Genomic DNA, 23,526 nt, shown 5'->3' with positions numbered 1-23,526 from the left:
CAAACCATCACGCCTGTTGTTTCCAGCTACGTTGTGGCAAGAAAAGCTCTAAGGGGTTTCCAGCAATTCACCCGATCATAATCTCTAGCCGTTACCAGCCAGGACGACTGTGCTTGTCACTGCTCCTAAGCAGCTAAAGCATAATCTACGTCACGAATACGAGATTCAGCTGACGTTAAATTTTCACTTGTAGTTCCTAAGTTATTGATTGTATGTTCTAATCTATTCTGAGTTGCACCTAGCTTTGCTCTTTGAGTAGAAACAGTGTTTATAGCCGTACTAATCTTGTCTATTGCAGCAGTAGCTGCACTTTGGCCTGAAACATCAAGACCGCCAACTCCTAAAGATGAGGAACTCATGCTAGATATATCAACAGAAACCTTTTGTTTTGCTTCAGTTGAGTCACCAACTTGCAGTTGTAATGAGCCACCGCCTGAACCTGCTCCGGCTGCAAATGTTTTTCCAGTAGTATCAAATGCCGTATTAAGATCAATAGCTAAATTAGCTGCAGTTGCAGTGCCATCTGTGGCTGTGAATTCAATTCTACCTAATCCAACTGATGTAAGGTCAATAACTCCTTGCTTACCAGCCCCAGATGTAAATGTTCCTCCGGTTGCTTTATCAGTTAAAACCTCTGAAATATCTACAACTTTACTTGTAGCATTTCCATCTGCATCTGTTGTTGTAAAAGTTACTTTTGTACCACTTACTGCTGAAGTAACTTTACTTCCATCTGCAACTTCCACGCCTGTTACAGAGGTTGTTGCCGCTGTAGCGGAGGTGGACAAGTTAACTAATGTTGTATCATTATATCCAGAAACTTTTGTGCTGCCCGCTCCAATAGAACCATCTAAAAGCTTTTTACCATTAAAATTAGTAGTAGAAGCTATTCTATCCATTTCTTCATTTAATTTATCTACTTCTGCTTGTATAGCTTTTCTGTCAACATTGTCATCTAATGTACCATTGGCTGATTGAGTAGCAAGTTCCTTCATTCTTTGAAGTATTGAAGTTGTTTCGCTTAACGCGCCCTCTGCCGTTTGAATTAAAGAAATACCATCTTGAGCATTACGGCTAGCTTGATCTAAACCGCGTACTTGTGCGCGCATTTTTTCGGAAATTGCTAGCCCAGCTGCATCATCTCCAGCTTTGTTAATACGAAGCCCGGAAGCTAACTTCTCCATTGATTTACCTTGAGCATTTGCAGCAGCACCCAATTGACGATGAGTATTCAACGCCGCAATATTATGATTGATAATCATATTCTTTTCCTCCTTGAATGTGCGATTCACGTCCTTGTGAATCGTGTGTTTATTTTCGCGAATGGTGAGGGTCGGCCGCCCCCTGTGATTCGCTTCACTAGTAATATCGTCATGGTTCGGGAAAGTTTAATAGATTTTGATTATTTTTTTAGAAATAAATAAAAAACTGTCAATTCAGCGTACTATTGACAGTTTGATACCTGTTTATTTTTTCACCTTCGCCAATATCCCAAACAAATCACTGACTTCTTCAGAAGCAGCCGTATTCTCACTCTGAATCTCCACCCAAACTTCTTTCCGATGAATCTCCACATTCTTCGGTGCATTAATACCAATTTTAACTTGATCGCCCTTGATAGCAGCAATGGTGATTTCTATGTCGTTACCAATCTGGATGGATTCGCCTTTTTTCCTTGTCAGTACGAGCATGCCGTCACCCCTTTACAAGTTGGCCAAATAGTGGCTGTTTTGTTTTAAAGTTTTCATTATTTAAGATGACTTGTTTTGCTTTGTTCTTTTTAATATTCATAATAATTGGTGCTTGTAAGTTGGCTGTACTTTTTTCAAATGGATCTTGCACAGTCAAGATTACGAGCGCACTGACATCATCTGGGCTTGAAATATCTAGCTCCTCAATAGTATTGTCATCTAAGGCAAACTCGTATGGAGAAAAGAGACTGTATGGATCTGCGACGACAAATGCGAGTGCTGGTGTTGTCACTGATTGCATGACGGACATATTTGTTAAATCTGGTAATGGCAGTAAGGTGAACTTCGTTTCATCTGGGAAACCTGGGATTCCTTTTGCGAAGTGCAATATTGTGTCTTCCGCTATTTCAACCTCGCCATGGTATTTCGTTTGAATTTTCATTTGTCACACTCCATCTTATTTTACAAAATCAATATGTAAGCTATTTTTCTGTTGTAAGGAGACGCGAACATCTCCTGGTTGATAAGAAATAATTGGTTTCTTTGTTTGTGCGTTAATAACTACGTTTCTCGGTTGTACATCCACGTCTACTTTACCACGTTGATAATGTACTTTTACAGAAAAAGGCGATGGAATCCACTTAATATTGAAGTCAGCTGGAGGTGGATTAGTCCGTTGCCTTGCTTGTTCTGCGTAAGCGTTAGTCCCACTTTGGATATTCAGCATCTCATTTCCTTCGGTTACAATTCCGCTGATTGCCTCGCTTGCTTCCTTATACGCCCTTTGAGTATTCTCACGCGCAAAGGATTTAATCCCCTTTAATCCTAGTTCTTCCCAAGCTTGTGTCTGGTCAATCGTCAAACGACCGGGATTTTGTATAATTTTCAGATCAGCTTTCGGCTGTTCCATATTTAGCTCTGGTTCTGGTTGTTGAATCGATTGCCTAGCTGGTGTTGTATCAATCGCAATCTTGGCAAACTGTGATTGCATGCGGATTTGAGGAATTTGCATCTACTCCATCCACCTCCTAAAAAAGGGTCAAACCCCGTTCAGAGGTAGACCCTTCATTATTCTTTATCTCAAAAAGTCCATCAAAGTCGGTTGAATAATCCTTGCCCCAACAGACATGGCCGCACGGTGGACCGCTTCTTGGGCTTTAAATTCCATGAGCACTTTTTCAAATTCAACGTCTTCATTATCAGACATTATTCGTTTTGCGATGATTTCTTGGTTATCAATTCTTTCTTCCATAAAATCTAGGCGGTTTGTACGTGCTCCTAATTCTGCACGAGCAGAAATCATATTATCTGCACTTGCATCAAAATCATCTAACATATCACCGACAGCTTTTGTATCGCCAGTTCGTAATGCTGATTCTAATCGATCTAGTACATTAAATACACTACCGCCCGCTCCAAATACATTCTCACCTTGCATGTTTACAGGAACCATAATCCCCTTTGCAAGCTCGTATTCTACATTATCTGTTCCAAAAGAGACATTGCCTTCATTATCGATTGGGGCTGTTAATGTATTTGTTCCATTAAAAATATATTTATCTCCAACTTTTGAATTGGCGATTGTTTTTAAATGATCTTTTAATTGGGCAACTTCTTCTGCAACGGCTTCGAGCTGGGTTTTATCATACGTTTCATTACTTGCTTGTACGGTTAATTCCCGAATCCGTTCCATTACCTTCGTCGCTTCACCAATTGCGGAATCCGTCGTTTCCACCCAGTTTCTTGCTTCGGAAAAATTGCGTTTGAATTGTTCGACCTCGATGACATTCGTACGATAAAACATGCCCTTCATCGCAACAACTGGATCATCCGATGGACGTGAGATTTTCTTCTGTGTTTGTACTTGTTCAAATAAACGATCAAGTCGCCCGTAGCTTTGATTTATATTATTCATGACACTTCTAGCAATCATACTATCTGTTACGCGCATATATTACACCCTCTTATCTACCGGCAGTCCCCATGCCGTTAATAATTTTATCAAGCATCTCATCAATTACTGAAATCATCCGTGCTGATGCAGAGTAGGCATGCTGATATTGAATTAAATTTGAGAATTCTTCATCAAGTGATACTTCACTAATGGAACTTCTAGTTTGACTCACGGATTCTACCAAAATATTTGTATTGTGTTGCAGGCGGTTCGCATGTTGACCTTTAACTGCCATAGCACCAATAACCCCTTCATAGAAGGATTGCATTGTACCTGATTTAATTTCAAGTGTCGGTAGGTTTTCCAGCCCTTCAATTACCCCCCCGGAAATTACTAAGTCCTTTATTTTAGCTAGATTCAGTGCGTTGCCGCCATTGCCACTTTCCGTCCCTTGTAGTGCCGCGGCAATTTTTGCTGGATCGGTTATGATTACGTTGATTCTGCCAGCTGCCCCATTAAGATCCCCAACATCAAATAACGCTGCCCCTGGGTCACCATTTAAATCATGTCCTTGTGAATGGACTTCATTAAAAACTTGAGCAAAAGTATAAGCATATTTATCAAGGTCAGCGAGCATGTCCGGGTAATCAATATCATGAGCATGGAATAAGGCAGACATTTTTCCTTTTCCTTCACCTAAGCTATCAAAGGATACTTCTTTATTATTTAAAAGAAGCTTTTCCTTCGTATTATCCCATTCTAGCTGGTTCGTTTTTGCATCATCCACTAGCAGTACTTTTTCCCCGTTCACGATCATAGAAACATTGCGTCCACCTTCTGCAATAGACAAGGAGTTTCCGCCATAATGGATACTTTCTGCTTCGATCGGAACGAGTTTCGATAATTGATCCATCAGCCTGTCTCTCTCGTCATACAAATCATTTGGCAAATAACCATGCGGTTCAATTTCACTGATTTGCTTATTGATGCTTGCAATATCGGTTGCAATTGCATTGATTTCATTTAGAGTAATGTCTATTTCTTTCTTCATATCATTTTTTATTGTTGTTAATGAGCCATATAAATAATTGAATGTCTCAGCTACAGATGTTGCCCTCTGTATTACTACTCGCCGTGAGCCTTCATTTTCTGGGTTCGTACTCAAACTTTGCAGAGATTGCCAAAATTGCGCCATCGCCTTTGACAAACCCACATCACTCGGTTCATTCATAATGTCTTCCATTTTCGCGATAGAACCTGTCATAGATTCGTAGTATCCTAGCTTGTTATTTTCAGTGCGGAACTGTTCATCCACAAAAGTATCGCGTATTCGCTCGATAACACCACCATGAACACCAGTACCCACTTGTCCGGGAATTTGCGGGCGGTTCATCGCGGCAGCAGGGTACGGTTCACTTTGTACAAAATTAACACGTTGTCTCGTATATCCAGGTGTATTTTTATTGGCAATATTATGACCTGTTACATGGATTGCGCTTTGCTGTGTGTACATTCCACGCTTTGCTGTTTCTAATCCCATAAATGTAGAACGCATTCTTTATCCCCCCTTCTATGCTTTCGAATCAAAGATAGATCTCCCAGGACTTGGTTGATCATTCATTTCATCTCTTGTTTTCGTATAATTGGCATTATCCAATTCAGGTGCCATTAAATCTAAATTCAAATGAATGAATTGTAAGGATAGCTTGAGTAGCTGTTGGTTTAGTTCATTTACATCTTTAAGTTGCGCCAAAACAGCACTTAACGCTTCCTGAAGTTGTTGCAACTCCTCACGTTCCTGTCCTTCAAGCATCTCGATAATATCCGAAATCGTTACTTCTTTATTTCCTTTTGTTAAAAATTCCGCTACTTGTTGCCGCTTGCTATTTGTAATTTGAATACTAGCTGCTATTTTTTGTTCTGTGCGCAAGATTTTTGTTAGTTGTTCGATATTGTTATCTTTTAATGCAGTTGTTTTTTCATTTGCTGTTTGCAGAAGTTCATTATGTAAATCAAGCAATTTTTCCATTGCTTCGATTAATGCTTGGGTCGTCATTTGTTGACCCTCCTATTCAAGCGTATCTATCTTTTATGCTCAAGTGTAAATATTGATAAGCAGTCCCTGGATTTCACCAACAAGGCTAAGAATTTCCAGCCCTTTTTCTTCCTTGTCAAGGACAGTATTTGCCAAATCAATCAGCTTCTTGTCAACTTCTTTCACGATTTTATATACTTTCGTGCGACCGCGCCAATCAAGACCACGCTGTTCTTCAAGCTGCAGTCCGTTTTTGACGGCATCTTCCATGAAGGATTTGACGAGCTGCTTATATTTTTTAAAATCTTCTATTGTTTGTGATTTAGCAAGTTTCTGACCTTGCGTTTCAATATCTTGACGAAGCTTGGCCATTCGTTCATAAACGATGTTTTCTCGACCTTTTGCCATTACTTCGGAAAAACGAACCGATTCTGTTGCTTGCTGTTCTTTTTTCTGCACGCTGTTGATTCCCGTTTTTTCGACCCTGCGTACTTCCATGAAGATCACTCCGGATTTCTGATTCTTTGTTGAAAATTGTTTTTCTATTGAATGCCCAGCCTCTCTCCCAAAACCGGAAGGAGGCTGGCCAAGTTTTTAATATTATTGCAACAACTGTAGAATTCCTTGCGGCAACTGATTGGCTTGTGCCAACATCGCTTGTCCCGCTTGGTTCAATATGTTGCTTCGTGTAAAGTTCGTCATTTCAAGAGCCATGTCGAGGTCTCTGATTCGTGATTCTGCTGCAGTCAAGTTTTCGTTTGCAGTTTGCAGATTCGTTACTGTATGTTCGAGACGGTTTTGATAAGCTCCTAGTTTTGAGCGTTGTTCGGATACTAAACGGATCGCTTCGTCTAATTGATCGATTGCAGCACTGGCAGCCGCTTCTGTACTTACGTTAACTCCCTTTTCCGCATTAACACCAACTGCTGCTTTTGTTCCATCGGCATTAAAGCCAATTCCAAGTCTTGCTGCGTCCATGATTGAAAGGCTAATATTAAGTGTTTCAGAACTGTTAGCCCCAATTTGGAAATTCAAATTTAGATCTTCACTTTTGCCAGAGTCGAAACTTTGATCTCTTAATTCGATTTCAAGGCCGTTAGTTGATCCATTATCTGTTTTATTTGTTCCAAGTGTGAGCATCGTTCCGTTAAATGAATATACAGGACTTAGAGCAGCAACTGGATTATTAGAATCTTTTGTAGCATCATCCAGCACTGCAACGATTTCGCCTAATAATGTTGAAATATCTTTCCCGGTAACATCCAGTGTTGCTGTTCCATTTGCATATGCGGACGCAGGTGTATCAAAGTTGATTGTAAGTCCATCTATAAATAATGAATCACCTGCTTTTGGCATAGCTGAAAATTCGATTGTAAAACTATTAGCAAGAATAGCATTCGGATCTGCACCCAATTTATTGGTAGTTACATTTGCTTGATAAGGGTTTTTAAAAGTAACACCAGATACATTCGTAGAAACATTTTCATTTGTACCTTGCATATTATCAACATCTTTAGCTGACATTGGTTTTTTTGTAGCAAGTGAAAGAATCGCATTTTTAATATTTCCATCTGTATTATTTCCAATATCAGATGCTAGACTTTTTGTAACGGTAAAATCGGAATCATTATCAACTACCGCTTTTTCAAGAGCATTTAATAATAAATTCATATTACCTATGATGTCAGTGTCATTACTCGCTGGATCCTTCCAACCCGTTACGTTAACAGCAATATTTCCATTAACGATCCCTTTTGAAGTGCCGTCCGTTAAATCTATTTCATAACGCTTGCCATTAATAGTAAACGTCTTTGCTTCAATATTGGCTTTGCTTACTTTACCTAAATTGCTATCGAATTCAATATCCACTTTTGCTGGAGAAGTTGGCTCTGCCGTTACTTGCCCATTCCATTCCCCATTACCAGCGTAGGCTACTTGGTTAGAGCTTATTTTCGCAAAAGCTCTCCCATTTTGTTCACCGCTAAATAGCTTTTTTTGGTTGAATTGTGTTGTGTCTGCAATTCTATCAAGCTCAAATGTTAATTGATCGATTTCAGTTTGGATAGCTTCTCGATCCCCATCCTCCAACGTTCCGTTTGCAGCTTGGATACTTAATTCCCGCATCCGTTGTAAAATCGAATGTGTTTCGTTCAAAGCGCCTTCTGCAGTTTGGATTAATGAAACCGCATCAAGTGCGTTACGTTCTGCCATGCCAAGTCCGCGAATTTGCGAGCGCATTTTTTCAGAGATGGCAAGACCAGCGGCATCGTCTGCAGCACGATTAATCCGAAGTCCAGAAGAAAGTTTTTCTAAACTTTTCGAAGTACTTGCCATTGTCTGGGATAAATTTCTATATGCATTTAAGGCTTGTATATTATGATTGATTCTCATTTGTTCTTCCCCTTTAATTAGTAATCGCGTTTCTCGACCATCACATTTTTTTCATATGCGCTTGTTTTACGATGAAGTTCCCTTTGTCCACTAGTGTTCTCCATATTCATCGCTTCATTCCATGCACTTGCCAGTTGCTCCAGCATGTTTAACACTTCCTGTAAAATAGGAACATCTTTGTTTAAATTCCCGATAATGACTTGATTTGCCATATAGTTATAGAGCGTATCTAATTGGTCAGCTATAATGCCAGATTCATAGTTCAATCCAACACCGAGCCGCTCCAAAATATCATTTACCTTTTGCAACTGAGAATTGGCCACTGTATAGCTGCCCTTTTCAATGCTCGTAATAGCCTCTTTTAAATTATCTATGCACGCTTCATAAAGGAATGCAGTAAGTTGCTGTGGCGTTTGTTGATACAATAGTTCTTTTGTTAAAAATTCCATTCTTTCCTGCCTCCATTCATATTACATATCGGATAAATCGATCATTTTTTAATAGTTCCGATCCATTTCTTCAAGTAAAAGTAAAATTTCCGCAATAACGGAGTAGAGTTGGGGGGGAACATTGTCGCCGAGATCGATATCAAGTAGGTGACCAACTAAATTGGCGTCTTCTTGCATCATGATTCCATGCTCTTTAGCAAGCTCCATGATTTTCACTGCAACTCCACCAGTTCCATGTGCTACCACTTGTGGGGCATTGCCTTCAGCCTCATCGTAACGAATGACAGCAGCAGATGGTCCATTTTTCAGCCTCTGATTTTTTTGATTAAAAAACGCTTGTCTCATACCGAAAAATCATACCCTCTTTCTGTAAATCTGGGGGGGTTATTTTGTTCTTTAGGCTCCTCAGTTTTTTCTATGGAGGTCAATCTTGAAAATTGGATAGCACCAATTTTATACCCGATTTCTTCCAACCTGCCTTTTGCTGTTTTCACAAGAGGTTCCATTTTATTTTGGAAACCTAAGCGATCATTCTTTATCGTAACGGATAGAGTTTTATCAACAGATGTCAACAAAATGCCGACATCTCCCATCCGTTTCGTTTCTAGTAAAAAGTATAAACTGCAATTTTCCCAGTCAATTTTTTGCTTAGACTGATTGGATTTTAAAAATACTTTTACGTCCTCTAATTGATCACGGAGAATGATAGGAAGTGTAAATAACATCGTTTGCAGCCCGGAGCTGTCTGTCTTACTCATCAACTGTTGCCCAGTAAGATTATTCAACGCTTGCTCCGCCTTTTGGCTTGCCGCATTATTTCCTTCAGCTTGAATTAATTTTAGTAAACTATTTTTTAAAGAAGCATCGGCATCTGTCCGCGATCCGTCACCAGAAACGAGGCGGTGTGCAATATCTGAGTCATATGTCAGACCTAGTCTTCTAATATATTCAAATGCGTTCCGCGCACTCGGTTCCTGCCTTAACGTTTGGTAAGGTTCATTGAATGAACGCACGATCTCTTTCTCAACTGGAAATTGTTCCAAGTTTAACAGCTCTTTTGAAACGAAATGTTTCACACGCTGATCCGATGGTTGGAAGATTAATTTGTCGACTGTATTTTTTACTTGATTAACGATTTCGTTCGCTTTTATAAAGTCTCCTTTTCCAAGAAGCTTTCTTGCTTCATGAAGCTGAGAGCTTGCTTGCATTAGCTTTTTTTCCGTCCCCATGTCGGTGAATAACATAAAGTCACTTTTTAAAATCGCATTATCCAATTGTTTTATCACAGCTTCTAATAGCTGCCTCGCTTGCAAGGGGGCTTGTTTAAGTAATAATTCCGTAGTTCGCAATGTATTTAAGATGTCGCGTTTTACAGCTTTAAAATCTAATGCCGCCTGCGAAAGCTTCTTTGTTATCGTTGTAACAATCAAGTCCCTCGACTGCACTGGAATGGAAGCCAATATGTCATTGCTAATTCGGTATGCTGCATCGGCTTCTTGCTCGGGTTGAGTCAACGTTTCAGCTTCTACAAGATTAGTTAATCCCATTGCGATTTCGTGCCTCGCCGCCAGCGCTCGCCCCCCAGCTTGGAGCAGTTCTGCCTTTTCAACTGATTGTTGTAAATTGTTTTTTTGTATTTCAGGAAGGTTTTGTAATAACGTATTTTCTTTTATAAATTGTAAAACCTTTAATAGGTTAGGTGCTGTTTTTACTTGTTTCAAAGCTTCCTGAATTTCAGACTGTATATCTGTTCCTTGCGAAAGAATATCCGTTGATGTAACTTGTATTGGCTTTTCACTTGTTAAAAGTTTTGTCAATGCCGAGATGATTTCCTGCTTTGCATCTAGCTCCCTTCCTGAAGCCTGTAACTGCAATGCCCTTTCAACAGCATGATTCAATGTAATAGGAAGTTCCTGTTTCCCTTTTATGAATTGCAAGACGGTCGATAAGCTGGCAGACGTTTTTAACTGCTTTAACGCTTCTCGCATAGTATCCTGAACCACATTAGAAGTCTGGTTTAGCACTGTTTGTTGGATTTCCCGATTAGCTTCACTTCTATTAATTGAAGGATTTTGAATCTTAAAATCGGGGTTCGATTCCTGTACCAGTTCATTCAACACAGATCCAAGTGATCTTCCGTGCAAAGCCTCATGCACCGCTTTAATTTGGTTAGGGGTAAAATCAAGCTGCTTCTTTGCCATATTAATAATGGTTTCTAATCTTTGCTCAGATGTACCCGGTCCTTTTTCTATGTACGATCTAATATTATTCAATGTTTCCCTGCTAATCGGAATATGATATTGGTGTAGTACTTGGACGGCTTGTCTAACATTTTCAGGAAGTGGTTGGCCAGATCCTGTATTAGAAATGGGGGCGGTCGGCAAGGCAACGGCTTTTACGACAGGAATATCTTGTTTTCCATTTACCATTTGCAACGTAATTTTCCCCGCATCAGGCATACTTCCTTCAAATTTCACATGCATGTCTTGACCTTTAATCTGCACAATTGCTTCGTTATTCGGAAGTTTTTCCGTAATCGTAGCGGAGTATGTTCCACCTTCTTTGATGGTTACGGGATTTCCGTTTTGAGGTAAAATCGCTGTTTTCGCTTCATTCTGAATTTGCATTTTTTCAAGCCTCCTTTCGAAAAAACAAAAGAATCTGCAACCCAAAGATAATGGGGCAGATTCCCTTTCATCTTGGATTCAAAAGACGGCATCTTTAAATAGAGCCTTTTTAAATAGGCTCTTTCATTCTTCGCCGTGCTTCAATAGCCGCTCCTCCATGAGCTATGCTTCGAATCCATTCGATTTGTCGCTGCATATTTATTTAGTTATTATAATTTGTAAAATTTCGCAATACCTTTTGCGACTTCCTTCAAATCCACTTTATAGTTGCCGTTTTGGATTTGATTTTTCAATTCCGCCACGCGAACTTCCCGTTCCTTAACGATGGATGGAAGTTTCTGCATTTCTTTCGCTTCAGCGGAGATTTCCACCTTATCTGTTTTAGCGATTGCTGGCTGTTTCTCCAGTTTATTTAATTGCTTTTTATATGGATTCATCTCCACGGATCGAAAAGGATTAATTTTCATTTCAGTCCCTCCTAACTTTCCATCTAGTTGGAACAATTTTTCTTGTACTCTTATTATCGGGTGTCTAACAAAAATGTTTAACAGGAATTTCTCGCCAAATTTCTCCTATTTTCTCCGTTCCTGCGAATAATAAATCGACTTATGCAATTTTTCAAGGCGTTCGTGTTCCATTTCTAATGTTTCCAGTTCGCCTTTTATGCTAGTTGCGCATCCTTCGCAAAGGAGGCCATCACGAATTATTTTCCCACATCGATCGCATGGATAACCTAAGTTCGGAAATTGTGTTGTGTGCAATCGACCACGCTTTACCCATTTATATAATAATTTTTCAGGTGCACCTGTTGCCTCTGAAACACTTTCTATTCTTGCTGCTCTGTTTTCTTTTTTTCGTAAAAATCGGTACACCTTATCAAAAAGCGCCTCTTCCGCGCGGTAGCATTTGTCACATACATCACGAACCGAATTTTTCACATAGATCTCGCCGCAGTCCGGGCAATTTAATAAATCCATTGGAAAATCCCCTTTTACTATACTCTTATTATTTATATCGGCAACATTAATTCATTGTTAACCCCTTGCAATTGTCAATGAACGAACTTGTGCAGCTCCTGCCTGTTTTAGTATTTTCGCCGCTTGCCTTAGAGTAGAACCAGTCGTATATATATCATCTAGGAGCAGGATATTTTTCCCTTGAACAATACTTGGCTGTTTTATTTGGAATACTCGCTGTTGAGAGAGACGCTCTTCACGAGACTTTTTCGATTGCTTTTCTGAATGAGTCCGGATCAAGATATCCCATGTTACGAACCCTGTTTCACGGGCGAAAGCCTCTGATTGATTAAAACCACGTTCCTTAAGGCGTTCGTCGCTAAGGGGAATGGCAACGAGGAGGTCATGTTCGAGAGATTTTAATTGTGCGGATATTTCCGGGGAAAATGCTTTCGCCAACTCATAGTCGCCGCGGAATTTGAATCGGGCAATTAGATCCTTTAAAAAATCATTATACACATAAATAGAAACATTTTTATCAAGTGAGCCTTTCCATCTTGCGTCCAGCTCCCAACGTACACAGTCAAGACAAGTGTGATTGGCAACAAATTTCGAATCTAGATCTTTTAACGGTCTCGAACAAACATCACACAGATTTTCTGTTATTGGTTCAAGCTTTTCTTTACATTTATAGCATAATGGCGACTCTCGTTTCGGAAAAATTAACTTAATCCAATCCATTTCATTCATTATCAAAGTGTCACAATAGAGGCAGTAATTTGTCATTAGTCAATCAACCCCTTACGCAAAGCTTCTTTGTTCATATTATCGATATGGATGAGCGCCTTGATCATTGCTTTCGTCCGCCCATGATGGAAAAAGGTAATATCCCCAGTAGGAAATTCTGAACTCCTGCCAACCCGGCCAGCGATTTGGACAAGGGCAGCTTCTGTAAAAATATCATCTTCCGCTCCAATGACAGCAACATCGATGTTCGGAAATGTTACTCCCCTTTCTAAGATGGTTGTTGTAAGTAAGAGAGGAAGCTTTTTTTGTCTCATTTTTTCAACTTTTTCTTTTCTAAAAGGATCTTCGGCGTGGACAGATTCAATTCCTAAGTGGAGTTTGCGAAAAAGGGGGAGAGCTTTTTCCATCAGTTCTATATGGGGTAAAAAAAGGAGTGCCTGCTTGTCGGAATTGAGCCGTTCCTTCACCCAGGCTTCTACCATTTTGGGGATTCGACCTTTTCCAAATTGCTTCTTCCAATCGCCGCACCATTTAAATGCAGGAACTGGCAGCGGCCTTCTGTGGTAGCGGGCGGGAATTTTCACATAATTTCTTTTCCCGTATTTACATTCCGCCTGCCACTTCTCATTTGGAGTAGCAGTTAAGAAAAGACAGGCAGTCTCATGTTTAGTAGATTTTTTTACAGCCCATTGTAAGCTGTCGTCGTAGGAAAAAGGAAAAGCATCAACTTCATCTACAATCATGACATCGAACGCTTTTTCAAAACGCATGAGCTGATGTGTCGTGGAGATGGTGAGTGGAGCGTATTCATGGCGGTCCTCGCTTCCTCCATACAGTGCAGAAACTTTTAATTGTGGAAAGACCTTTCTAAAACGAGGTGCCAGCTCCAATACGACATCTGTTCTTGGTGTGGCGATGCATATTCGTTCTCTTGCGAGTAACGCTTTATCAATCGCTTCAAAAAGCACCTCTGTTTTACCTGCTCCACAAACCGCCCAAATTAGGATGTCTGTTTTCGTGTTGACGGCTTCGATGGCTGCTTGTGAGGCAAGTTTTTGACCAGGTGAGAGTTCTCCTTCCCAAGTTAGGTATGAGTGGTGGAGTTTAGTTGGAAGATTAGTAGGCGGTGGGAGTTTTCGTATGATTTTTTGACGTGGGACCTTGATTGTCGTTTTAGGAGGATATCCTACAGGAGGGCCACACCATGTGTACAATGAGGTACATGAGGATACCCGCCCCATCATGATGCATTTCCGGCAATAAAAACAGCCTTTTTCGTTTTCGCAATTTGCACATGGAAAATTTGCAAATAGCCTCTGCGTCGAATTCGCGCAGCGGTTGCACCGCCATCTTTTTGATTTTTTAACAATTCCCGAGATTGTTATAATGTTTCCTATTGAAATTTGCTTGTCCAATTTTTCAGGAGAAAAGGGGATTTCAGAAGCAAGAAGAGCACGACCGGAGAGAAAAAATTGAAGGTCAGCGGGGAAATTTTTCACTACATCACCTCAGTGGTTATTTTTATAAAAACAGTGGGAAGGAAAACCTGCCCACTGTTATTTTATCGTCCAACACAGTCCCATTGCACCTTCTCCAAGATGGGTGCCGATGACAGGACCGAAATAGCTGATTGTAAACTCGACATTAGGATAAAGTGTTGATAATTCGTGTTTCCAGCCCGCCGCTTCCTCTACACGATTAGCATGGATGATGGTCGCTTGCAACGGTTTTCCTTTACGAGCATCCTCCCCAAGCAACTCTTCGATGCGCTTCATGGCTTTTTTACGGGTACGAATTTTTTCAAATGGTTCGATGACTTTATCGACAAAATGGAGAACAGGCTTAATGTTTAGTAGACTTCCAATTAATGCTTGTGCACTCGAAAGTCTGCCGCCTCGCTGTAAGTGAGATAGATCATCTACCATAAAATAGGCTCTCATGGATGCTTTTAGTTCGTCCAATCGAGCGAGTATTTCAGCAGGATCTTTTTCCGCATTAGCCATTACCGCAGCTTCCAATACATAAAACCCTTGGGCCATGCAGCTAATTTCGGAATCAAAAGGATATACCTTCGCACCTTCAACCATATCGGCGGCCGCTACTGCTCCTTGAAATGTTCCGCTAATGCCGCTTGAAAGATGTATGCTAATAATCGCATCATATTCTTTAGCTAATGAATGATACAATTCTTCAAATTCGCCAATAGGCGGCTGAGTCGAAGTTGGAAGCTTTTGCCCATTCCTGACTACATCATAAAAATCTGACGCAGAAATATCAATCTCTTCCCGATATGTTTCACCGTTAATGACAACACTTAATGGAATCATATATATATTTAAATTTTCACGTATATGCTTCGGTATGTATGAAGTACTATCAGTGACAACTGCCGTCTTCAATAATATACACCTCACTTACTTCATATTCTTCTCTACATTCTATCCAATTAATCTACTTTTGAAAAGAGGCAGATTAAGAGGGGGGGACAGGTTCATTAGGGACAGCTTCAGAGTACCTTCGGATCCTCTCCTTTTCGACTTCCTAAAAGTGAAGCGTTCAAAATTAATCATCTGTTCATTAGCTATTAATAATCTAGCCGCGCTTCGACATAGTGGCGATAATTGTTAATTGGATTCGTGGGAAAAAATTGTAGGATCTTATCCTTCGTTATAAGTGGATCCTCTTTGTCGTTTACATACGCAGGATAACTACTCCAATTATAATCTCTGGGATCATTGACAATGTTTGCCTCAAAAGGATTTCGATGAATATAACGACTTACGTACAAGAAGTGCGCGGCGTCTTTTATTTTTTTACTTACAAAACGCCCTTGAAAAACATGTCCCACTAAATCATAACGATTATTGAAATATCTTGCATAAGATGCATGTGCGGAGTGAATTATTTTTCCAGGAGGGGTATGTGTGGTTTCTATAAGGAGATGTATGTGGTTCCTCATCAAACAATAGGAATGAAGCTGAAAGGGATATTTATTTTTAGCCTTTGACAACAATGCTAAATAATAATGTCTGTCCTTATCATCATAAAAGAGTACTTCTTTGCGATTCCCTCTACTTGTAATGTGCAAAGTATCACCCGGAAGCCATTCCCTTCTTTTTCTAGCCATTGAATCATCCTTTCCGTATCTATTTTTATTTCACTCCTGTCTCTACTTCGACGTAAAATGATTAATTCCTTCTATTTCTTCTTGCCCTGTCCCTTTTGAACCTGTCCCTAATAAAAAAGAACCCATTCAAACCAAGTTTGAATAGATTCTCCATTTTTTATCGAACTTCAACCCAACCATTCTTGATAGCTGTTACTACGGCTTGGGTGCGGTCGTTGACATTCATTTTTTGTAGGATGTTGCTGACGTGGTTTTTGACTGTCTTTTCACTGATAAATAGTGTTTCGCCAATGCCGCGATTGCTTTTCCCGTCTGCGAGCAGTTGCAATACTTCGCACTCTCTGCTCGTTAATAAGTGAAGCGGAACTTGAACTTCTGGCTGTTGGTAGCCGCCTCCGCTATTCGTTTGGTTTGCTAGTCTTCGATATTCGCCAATCAGTTTGTGAGTGACCTTCGGATGGATGTATGAACCGCCGTCCGCTACAATTTTTACAGCTTCGATGAGTTCATCGGAGTCCATTTCTTTCAGCATATAGCCGGAAGCCCCTGTTTTTAATGCGTGTGTTACGTAGGCTTCATCGTCATGAATGGATAATATCATTGCTTTTGTATCTGGATATGCCTCTAATAATTGACGTGTCGCTTCAATACCGTTTGTCATTTTCATATTAATATCAAGAAGCACGACGTCTGGTGAAAATTTTTCTACAAGTTCAACTGCATGGGAACCATCTTCACCTTCAGCCACTACCGTAAACGTTTTTTCGAACTCAAGAATGCGTTTGACTCCTTCACGAAACAATTGATGATCATCAATAATTACGATTTTCGTTGACACTAATAATTCCCCCTCATGCCTCTATATTTAGCATTTTTAATAGTTTAAAAGTCTGATGGACTGATGTTAAAATCTAAAGCACTTGTCCATCTGAACTTATTTCAACAGAAATAAATTCCTGTTAATCCAATAATGGAATTTGCATTTTAATTGCTGTACCTGATACAGAGCTTGATTCTATGGCTAATGTCCCTTCGAGAATAACGATACGCTCCTTCATGCCAATTAAACCAAACGAATCATTTCTCCTTTCATCGGGATTAAATCCGATGCCATTATCTTTTACGATAACAAATACACTGTCACGCCTTCTTTCAAATTTAACCGTGATCACACTGGCTTTTGAATGTTTAAGGGCATTTTGGACGGATTCCTGAATGAGACGGAAAAGCGCCACTTCATATTTTGAAGGAAGCCTTTTGTCCTCACCTATATGAATAAAGTCCAACTTGACGACTTTGTGATATTCTTCAATGGTTGCTAAATATCTTTGTAATGTTGGAATAAGTCCTAAATCATCCAGCACCATTGGGCGTAAATCATAAATAATTCGACGGACTTCATATAACGCTGCTCGAATCATCTCTTTTAAACTACGAATTTCAACCAAGGATTGTTCAGGTCCAAATTCTTTATGGACTTTTTCGGCCAAGTCGGAACGAATGAGAACATTGGCCAGCAACTGAGCAGGACCGTCATGAATTTCCCGAGAAATGCGTTTTCTTTCTTCTTCCTGTGCCTCAATGATACGAAGTCCAAAGTCCTGCTTCATTTTGGCATCTTCTAATACTTCACCAATATCTTTAATATCACTAACGAGATAGTTAGAAATGATGGTAATTTGTGAGACGAGAGTTTCAGCGCGATCAATAGTTTCTTGAAGCCCTAAAAGCCGTCTTTCCAAGTCATCACGCCTGAGTCGCAATTGCTTTTCAAACTGATTGTTGATTGTATGCCTCGTTTGAAGTTCATGTGCATTTTCATATACTTCACGGACTTCTTTTTCACTATACGCTCGAAAGTTTTTACTTACCTCAGATAATCGCTTCCTCGCAAGTCTAGCTTTTATTTCCAGGTCATCGCCTTCGGTTATAACTTGTTTAACTTGCTCCCTAATCTCTTTTATTTCTGCTATTAATGAATCATGTTCCTGTCTACATTGCTCGCCGATGCGAAAAATCTCATCTTTGCTCTTGTCCACAGTATCAATCATTTGTTCTACTATAAAATCCAAAGCTTTTACATCTACTTTTCTAAGTGGCATTATGTACCTCGAGGGATACCCCCCTTTACGCATTAAATTAATTTTACATTAATATGCATATTTCAACTATTTTTGAAGTGTTTTTTTTTCAAAATAATTCTAAATTACCGGAATTTTCCTATATTTAAATCTCTCAACTCATACCTTTTACCTACTAGCCGGTTAAAAAGACCTATCCCTAAAGTTGATATGATTCTATTTCATTATTATATCATGTATAATTTTGTTAAACATTAAGTTTTTCTTACAAATGATTTTGTAGAGAGGAGCTGATTTCTTGCTTCCGCACTATTTTACTGTAAAAAAGCAGGGTGAACATGAAATCATCATTCAAAAATCAAGATTTATTGCACATATTAGCCGCGCTGAAACAGAAGAAGAAGCTCAACAATTTATACAAGATATAAAAAAGAAACACTGGAATGCCTCTCATAATTGCTCCGCGTATTTGATTGGCGAGCACAATCAAATCCAAAAAGCAAATGACGATGGGGAACCAAGTGGAACCGCGGGTGTCCCGATGCTAGAAGTATTAAAAAAACGCGATTTAAGAGACACGGTTGTTGTAGTGACGAGATATTTCGGCGGCATCAAGCTAGGAGCGGGCGGGCTAATCAGAGCATATGGCAAATCGACAACAGAAGGACTGAACGCCGTCGGAGTGGTGGAACGGAAATTAATGACCGTTATGCATGTGAAGGCCGACTACTCTTGGCTTGGGAAACTTGAAAATGAACTGCGTTCTTCTGTTTATCAACTTAAAGAGATTCATTATTCCGATCAAGTCGAGCTTGAAGCGTTCGTAGAAGATGCAGAACTAGAAAATTTTAGTGAATGGATCATTGATATGACAAATGGACAGGCTGCTATATTAGCAGGTGAGAAGTTGTATCTTGAGATGGATGTGCCACCGCGTTAAATAAGGAGAGGGATGTCCTTCTCTCCTTATTTAACAGCACTGTGGCAGTTATATTAAATCTGCCATCCATTTGAGCAAGATTTGCACTTGTTCTTTAGATAATGATTTGTTAGTTTGTGCTTTTAATTTGTTTTCAAATGCATTTAGTTGTCCATCTCTAGCTTTGTTATTATCTTTTTCTTCAGAAGCCTTGGCTTCTTCTAGGCTAGAAACCAGGGGTATATATTAACAAGCATATCCATAATAAGGAAAAGTGAAATTACTTTTCTTTTCCGGCTCATATCAATATCTCCTTCTTAAATTTTTTCTAAAAAAACGCCCTCATCTAATGATAAAAGTGAGGGCGTTTCCTTGTTTGTAGTTTTTATTCTGTTTTTTATTTTTTCATTATTTCCAATAATAACTGAGCATGATTATAAAGACTTTCTTTTGCATTTATTGAAACATTTTTTTCATTCGCACTTCGGTTAAGATGAAATAAAAATTGTTCAATAAACTTTATTGCATCTTTTTGTGAACCCTTATTTAAATGATGGTTAGCTTGTTTAAGCATATTCTCCAACTGTGAAACTAATGGACCTGAGACTTCTCCCGAAGTAATATACTCATTCAGCAAATTCTCAATAACACTAATATCAATATCTACCGAAATATGGGCGATTACTTCTCCAAACTCGGTTGTTCCTTTAACAGTGGAATAACCTAGATTTGAATATGCTTCCTTTGAAATGGAATCCCAAGATACTTTAGCCTTTTTAATTACATTGTTTTCTATATCTAATACTTCAGTGAACTCTGGTAAAATAGGCACTGTGTAAAGTTTAGTAGAAAGATAGTGATTGCTTTTTTGAATATTTTCACTGAACGCTTCATGGAATACACGTGTCGAATCATTTGCCTGATAAAATTGTGTATTTCCAATCCGAGTAAACATCGTTTGCCACATTACTGGTTCCCAAACTAACATGGTGGAACAAGATGCATTAATAGTATCATTACATGCACGCATTACGTCCTTCATGAAATCTGCTTGTCCTTGAATTGAATAAGGATAACCAGTTTTGGATGTGCCGCCTGAAGCAGGATGGGCTGTTTCAGATACTGCTAGTTCATACTCAGGAAATTCAGTTGCAAATGCATGTAAATATTCACTCAATGCTTCCATCGTCCCATGCCATTCGGGATAATATGAAATTGACATGATATCAAAATCATTATTAAAATCTTCCTTAAGCCTAGTCGTCAATTGACGCCAAAATTCCTGTGTTTTTGGCAGCCTATTTGCATCAACAATCACATGAATTTTTGTTTTTGAAGTTGGAGAAGCTTCTTTAACTGCACGAAGTCCTGCATCAACTAAAGCTGCAAAACGATTCCATGATGCGTTATACGCAGCCTGCTTTTCAGGATCCTCTGAACCCCAATACTCCCAAAGCAATTCGCCACCCGAATTTGCGAAATAGGAACGGTCATTTTTAGCGTAATTTGGTTCATTTCCAGTTGCTACTTTTTCATTTCCCCACATCATACCATTAATGATTTCGTTGCCAACTTGCACATAGTCAGGAACGACACCAGACTTTACATGACTTTCCGTTACCTCGTAAGTAAAATCATATACAGCATCCAGTAAATGTTCAAAATTCAAATCTTTCCAAGCCTTTGGCTTTACTTGCTTACCAGGGTCAGCCCAGCTATCAGAATAATGGAAGTCTAGCCCGACTTTCATGCCAAGCCCATTAGCATATAGAGATTTATTAAGGGTATCTTCAGGACTCATACTCCCATCAAGGTTAGTAACTGGATTTCCAGTACCCTCATTACGGGGGTCATTCCATATCCGGAAACGAACCGAAGACATACCGGTTTCTTGCATGGTGCCAATCATACGGCCATCCGAAGATGGGAAATTTGAATTATTCGAAGTTGTATACTTTCTGTTTAGATATAGTGTATCGTACGATATATCTGCACCAACAGTAAGATTCTCCTTAAGAATATAGTTATTTATTCGTATTTCAGATATTCCAGCAATCGCTCCGTTTGACACCCCAAGCAAAGTAGCTTTCAAGTATCTAATGGCAGGAGTATCTTTAATTAGAATATCTTCTCCTCCGATTATTGCTTCTTTTGAATGGTCTGAAAGAGTAAACCAATTTTCGCCTTCTTCCGACGCTTCTAATTTATATTGGTATTTTCCGTTTTTAGAAGGAAATATAACCTCTATTTTTCTCATACCAGGATATTTCCCACCAAGGTCAAACTCAATCCAGCTTTGATCTGAAACGATAGTTGCATCCCAATATGTGTTCTCATCTTGATCCATAGCTAATCTTGCATCTCCAGTACCCGCCTGAACTGATACCCAATTCTTTGAGGTTAAATTTGTAACTGCTGGGGTAATGTTTGCAGTACCATGATATGCATGCGCCGGCAGACTCATGAAAGTCACTGATATTACTAACATTACTACCAAAAAACTTATGGAGAATTTTATTATATTGCGCTTTTTCACGTGTACCTTACCTCCTAATTAATTCATGTATTAACCATTTTGGTACTGTGATGAAAATGCAAAAATTAATATGATGGATGTATCCCCTCCCTATCCAATTATATGAAGCTGCTAACTAATCATCAATCCTTCACCGCACCCGCAGTAATCCCGGAAATAAATTGCCTGCTTACAAATAAGAACATAATAATTAAGGGTAAGGTTGCCAGCAAGGTTCCCGCCATTACCATTCCATAATCTGTTGTGTAAATACCACTTAATGTGGACAGTGTTACTTGCAACGTATATTTTTCAGGATCATTCAGAACAATTAATGGCCATAAGTAATCGTTCCACACTCCGATAAATGAGAAGATCCCTAGAAAAGCCAATGCCGGACGTAATATTGGCAAGGCAATATTCCAGTATAGACGGAAATGACTGCAGCCATCTAATCTCCCTGCATCTAACAAACTGTCATTGATTGATTCAAGGGAAAATTGCCTAATCCAAAAAATCCCAAATGCGTTTGCAACACCAGGAATGATTAATGCCTTAAAAGTTCCAACCCATCCTATTTTTGAAATAATGATATATGATGGGATAAACGAGAGTTGAGATGGAATCATTAATGTAATAAGCAAAAGACTGAATAACCATTTCTTTCCCGGAAAGTTAAACTTAGCAAATGTGAAGCCTGCAAGCGAACAGAAAAATAGGACACAAAATACAGAAATTGAAGTAACAAACAAAGTATTTAAGAAAGATTGAACAAAGTCTACACTGTTCATTACATTTGTGATGTTGGTCACGATCTCCGAACCAAATACAAGTTTTGGTGGGAATCTTAAAATATCACTTGTTTTATTTGTCGACATGACGGCTAGCCAGTAAAAAGGAAATACTGAAATAAATACTCCTATTAAAAGCAAGAAATGCAAAAGAATAGTTTTAAATTGTACACGCCGTTTATTCACATTCATTATCTCTCACCTCTCATCCCTATTTAGATCCCGCTTTATCTACGATTTGCCAATTTAATAATGCAAATAACCCGATAATCACGAATAAAGCCCAAGAGACGACGGATGCATATCCAAATTGGTTATCAATAAAACCTTGTTTGTACATATAGAGGGTTATTGTTAATCCAGCTCCCCCAACACCACCGGAATTTCCAAGTAAAACTTGAGGTTCGGTAAATAATTGCATGGAGCCAATCGTTGTCATTAAAACGGTAAAGAGGATAATCGGTCTTAATAATGGGATGGTAATATAGAAAAATTGCTGGGTGGTATTGGCACCGTCAATTTTTGCAGCTTCATATAATTCAGTAGGGATTCCTTGCAATCCCGCTAAATAAATTATGGCATTGTAGCCCGTCCATCTCCATACAACCATGGAGGCAATGACAACTTTGATTAAAATACCGGAATCCAACCATTTTACGGGTTCCATGCCAATTGTTTTTAGTATGTAATTCAACAACCCGTATGAATTTCCAAAAATGGACTGGAAAATAATTGTAACAGCAACGATAGATGTAACATTTGTTACAAAATAAGCTGCCCTGTAGAAGCCTTTCGCTTTAACAAAAGGTGCATTTAATAAAAATGCAATGACTAAAGCGCCGCCTAACATTGGTAGTGTTGATATAAACCAAATAATAAAAGTATTGCTTACTGCTTGCCAAAAAATATGATCGGTCATTAAATATTTAAATTGCCTGAGGCCGATGAATTCCATTTCTCCAATTCCGTCCCACTTTTGAAACGACAAATAAAGTGAGAAGACAATGGGAAATAATCCAAATATCAAAAATAGAATGTAAAAAGGAGAGATGAAAAGATAGAGAATTCTATTTTTATATATTTCTTTCCATAAACTTTTTTTGGAAGATCCGAGTGGAATCTGAACCTCATTTGATTTTACAATGCGTTCCATAATATACCTCCTATCTTGACAGTCGTATTGTCAAAACATCTATAGTAAAAAGTTAATAATTCCTTGATATAAAAGGGTTTATAAGCAAAAAACTTGCCACCCCCATAATTTTAGGATAAAAGTGAGGTTACCACACACACACCAAAATCC

General features: G+C 39.0%; 24 protein-coding genes. 1 reads left to right on the top strand and 23 read right to left on the bottom strand.

Annotated features, from left to right (window positions below; translation table 11 throughout):
• Positions 1–125: 125 nt before the first annotated feature.
• The 20 genes from NQ185_RS12055 to NQ185_RS11960 form a co-directional block, all read right to left on the bottom strand.
• A complete protein-coding gene (locus NQ185_RS12055; protein WP_257582084.1) occupies positions 126–1,262 on the bottom strand; it encodes a flagellin N-terminal helical domain-containing protein in 1,137 nt (378 codons plus the stop codon).
• Positions 1,263–1,466: 204 nt separating this feature from the next.
• On the bottom strand, positions 1,467–1,691 hold the full coding sequence (gene csrA, locus NQ185_RS12050) for a carbon storage regulator CsrA (protein ID WP_257582083.1): 225 nt from the start codon (positions 1,689–1,691) through the stop codon (positions 1,467–1,469).
• A 4-nt stretch (positions 1,692–1,695) separates the two neighbouring features.
• Positions 1,696–2,133, bottom strand: a complete 438-nt coding sequence (gene fliW, locus NQ185_RS12045) for a flagellar assembly protein FliW (RefSeq protein WP_257582082.1) — start codon at positions 2,131–2,133, stop codon at positions 1,696–1,698.
• A 15-nt stretch (positions 2,134–2,148) separates the two neighbouring features.
• Positions 2,149–2,703, bottom strand: a complete 555-nt coding sequence (locus NQ185_RS12040; RefSeq protein ID WP_257582081.1) for a DUF6470 family protein — start codon at positions 2,701–2,703, stop codon at positions 2,149–2,151.
• 63 nt (positions 2,704–2,766) lie between these two features.
• A complete protein-coding gene (flgL, locus tag NQ185_RS12035; RefSeq protein WP_257582080.1) occupies positions 2,767–3,642 on the bottom strand; it encodes a flagellar hook-associated protein FlgL in 876 nt (291 codons plus the stop codon).
• A 13-nt stretch (positions 3,643–3,655) separates the two neighbouring features.
• On the bottom strand, positions 3,656–5,140 hold the full coding sequence (gene flgK, locus NQ185_RS12030; protein ID WP_257582079.1) for a flagellar hook-associated protein FlgK: 1,485 nt from the start codon (positions 5,138–5,140) through the stop codon (positions 3,656–3,658).
• A 15-nt stretch (positions 5,141–5,155) separates the two neighbouring features.
• Positions 5,156–5,641 carry a flagellar protein FlgN gene (locus tag NQ185_RS12025; RefSeq protein ID WP_257582078.1) on the bottom strand — a complete coding sequence of 162 codons (486 nt, stop codon included), beginning with the start codon at positions 5,639–5,641 and terminating at the stop codon, positions 5,156–5,158.
• A gap of 39 nt (positions 5,642–5,680) precedes the next feature.
• Complete coding sequence (locus NQ185_RS12020) at positions 5,681–6,118, bottom strand: YaaR family protein (RefSeq protein ID WP_257582077.1); 438 nt, start codon at positions 6,116–6,118, stop codon at positions 5,681–5,683.
• A gap of 102 nt (positions 6,119–6,220) precedes the next feature.
• A complete protein-coding gene (locus NQ185_RS12015) occupies positions 6,221–8,011 on the bottom strand; it encodes a flagellin N-terminal helical domain-containing protein (protein WP_257582076.1) in 1,791 nt (596 codons plus the stop codon).
• A 17-nt stretch (positions 8,012–8,028) separates the two neighbouring features.
• Positions 8,029–8,460: a flagellar export chaperone FliS gene (gene fliS / locus NQ185_RS12010; RefSeq protein WP_257582075.1), complete on the bottom strand. Its 432-nt coding sequence runs from the start codon at positions 8,458–8,460 to the stop codon at positions 8,029–8,031.
• Between the two features lie 48 nt (positions 8,461–8,508).
• A complete protein-coding gene (locus tag NQ185_RS12005) occupies positions 8,509–8,805 on the bottom strand; it encodes an EscU/YscU/HrcU family type III secretion system export apparatus switch protein (RefSeq protein WP_257582074.1) in 297 nt (98 codons plus the stop codon).
• The gene (locus NQ185_RS12000) at positions 8,802–11,087 is read right to left on the bottom strand and encodes a hypothetical protein (protein ID WP_257582071.1); all 2,286 of its coding nucleotides are present in this window, start codon (positions 11,085–11,087) and stop codon (positions 8,802–8,804) included. Before NQ185_RS12000 ends, NQ185_RS12005 begins: the two co-directional genes overlap by 4 nt.
• A 209-nt stretch (positions 11,088–11,296) precedes the next feature.
• On the bottom strand, positions 11,297–11,554 hold the full coding sequence (flgM, locus tag NQ185_RS11995; RefSeq protein ID WP_257582070.1) for a flagellar biosynthesis anti-sigma factor FlgM: 258 nt from the start codon (positions 11,552–11,554) through the stop codon (positions 11,297–11,299).
• 105 nt (positions 11,555–11,659) lie between these two features.
• Complete coding sequence (locus NQ185_RS11990; RefSeq protein WP_257582069.1) at positions 11,660–12,064, bottom strand: TIGR03826 family flagellar region protein; 405 nt, start codon at positions 12,062–12,064, stop codon at positions 11,660–11,662.
• Between the two features lie 57 nt (positions 12,065–12,121).
• Positions 12,122–12,829: a ComFC family protein gene (locus NQ185_RS11985; RefSeq protein WP_257582068.1), complete on the bottom strand. Its 708-nt coding sequence runs from the start codon at positions 12,827–12,829 to the stop codon at positions 12,122–12,124.
• The gene (locus tag NQ185_RS11980; protein ID WP_506323683.1) at positions 12,829–14,289 is read right to left on the bottom strand and encodes an ATP-dependent helicase ComFA; all 1,461 of its coding nucleotides are present in this window, start codon (positions 14,287–14,289) and stop codon (positions 12,829–12,831) included. The genes NQ185_RS11985 and NQ185_RS11980 overlap by 1 nt, the downstream gene beginning before the upstream one ends.
• A 57-nt stretch (positions 14,290–14,346) precedes the next feature.
• Positions 14,347–15,189, bottom strand: coding sequence for a DegV family protein (gene fakB / locus NQ185_RS11975; protein ID WP_257582066.1), 843 nt, complete (start codon positions 15,187–15,189; stop codon positions 14,347–14,349).
• Positions 15,190–15,374: 185 nt separating this feature from the next.
• Positions 15,375–15,917, bottom strand: a complete 543-nt coding sequence (locus NQ185_RS11970) for a transposase (protein WP_257582065.1) — start codon at positions 15,915–15,917, stop codon at positions 15,375–15,377.
• Positions 15,918–16,074: 157 nt separating this feature from the next.
• The gene (locus tag NQ185_RS11965) at positions 16,075–16,755 is read right to left on the bottom strand and encodes a response regulator (protein WP_257582064.1); all 681 of its coding nucleotides are present in this window, start codon (positions 16,753–16,755) and stop codon (positions 16,075–16,077) included.
• A gap of 121 nt (positions 16,756–16,876) precedes the next feature.
• The gene (locus NQ185_RS11960; protein WP_257582063.1) at positions 16,877–18,019 is read right to left on the bottom strand and encodes a sensor histidine kinase; all 1,143 of its coding nucleotides are present in this window, start codon (positions 18,017–18,019) and stop codon (positions 16,877–16,879) included.
• Between the two features lie 277 nt (positions 18,020–18,296).
• Between NQ185_RS11960 and NQ185_RS11955 the strand changes: the two genes are divergently transcribed.
• A complete protein-coding gene (locus NQ185_RS11955; protein WP_257582062.1) occupies positions 18,297–18,938 on the top strand; it encodes a YigZ family protein in 642 nt (213 codons plus the stop codon).
• A gap of 376 nt (positions 18,939–19,314) precedes the next feature.
• Here the strand turns inward: NQ185_RS11955 and NQ185_RS11950 are convergent, their stop codons facing one another.
• The 3 genes from NQ185_RS11950 to NQ185_RS11940 form a co-directional block, all read right to left on the bottom strand.
• Complete coding sequence (locus tag NQ185_RS11950) at positions 19,315–21,453, bottom strand: glycosyl hydrolase 53 family protein (RefSeq protein WP_257582061.1); 2,139 nt, start codon at positions 21,451–21,453, stop codon at positions 19,315–19,317.
• Positions 21,454–21,575: 122 nt separating this feature from the next.
• Positions 21,576–22,415: a carbohydrate ABC transporter permease gene (locus tag NQ185_RS11945; protein ID WP_257582059.1), complete on the bottom strand. Its 840-nt coding sequence runs from the start codon at positions 22,413–22,415 to the stop codon at positions 21,576–21,578.
• Positions 22,416–22,434: 19 nt separating this feature from the next.
• Positions 22,435–23,376, bottom strand: a complete 942-nt coding sequence (locus NQ185_RS11940) for a carbohydrate ABC transporter permease (RefSeq protein WP_257582058.1) — start codon at positions 23,374–23,376, stop codon at positions 22,435–22,437.
• Positions 23,377–23,526 lie beyond the last annotated feature (150 nt).

This window comes from Lederbergia panacisoli (assembly GCF_024626525.1).
Classification (GTDB): Bacteria; Bacillota; Bacilli; order Bacillales; family Bacillaceae_C; genus Lederbergia; species Lederbergia panacisoli.
This window is presented reverse-complemented; position numbering and strand designations above follow the sequence as displayed.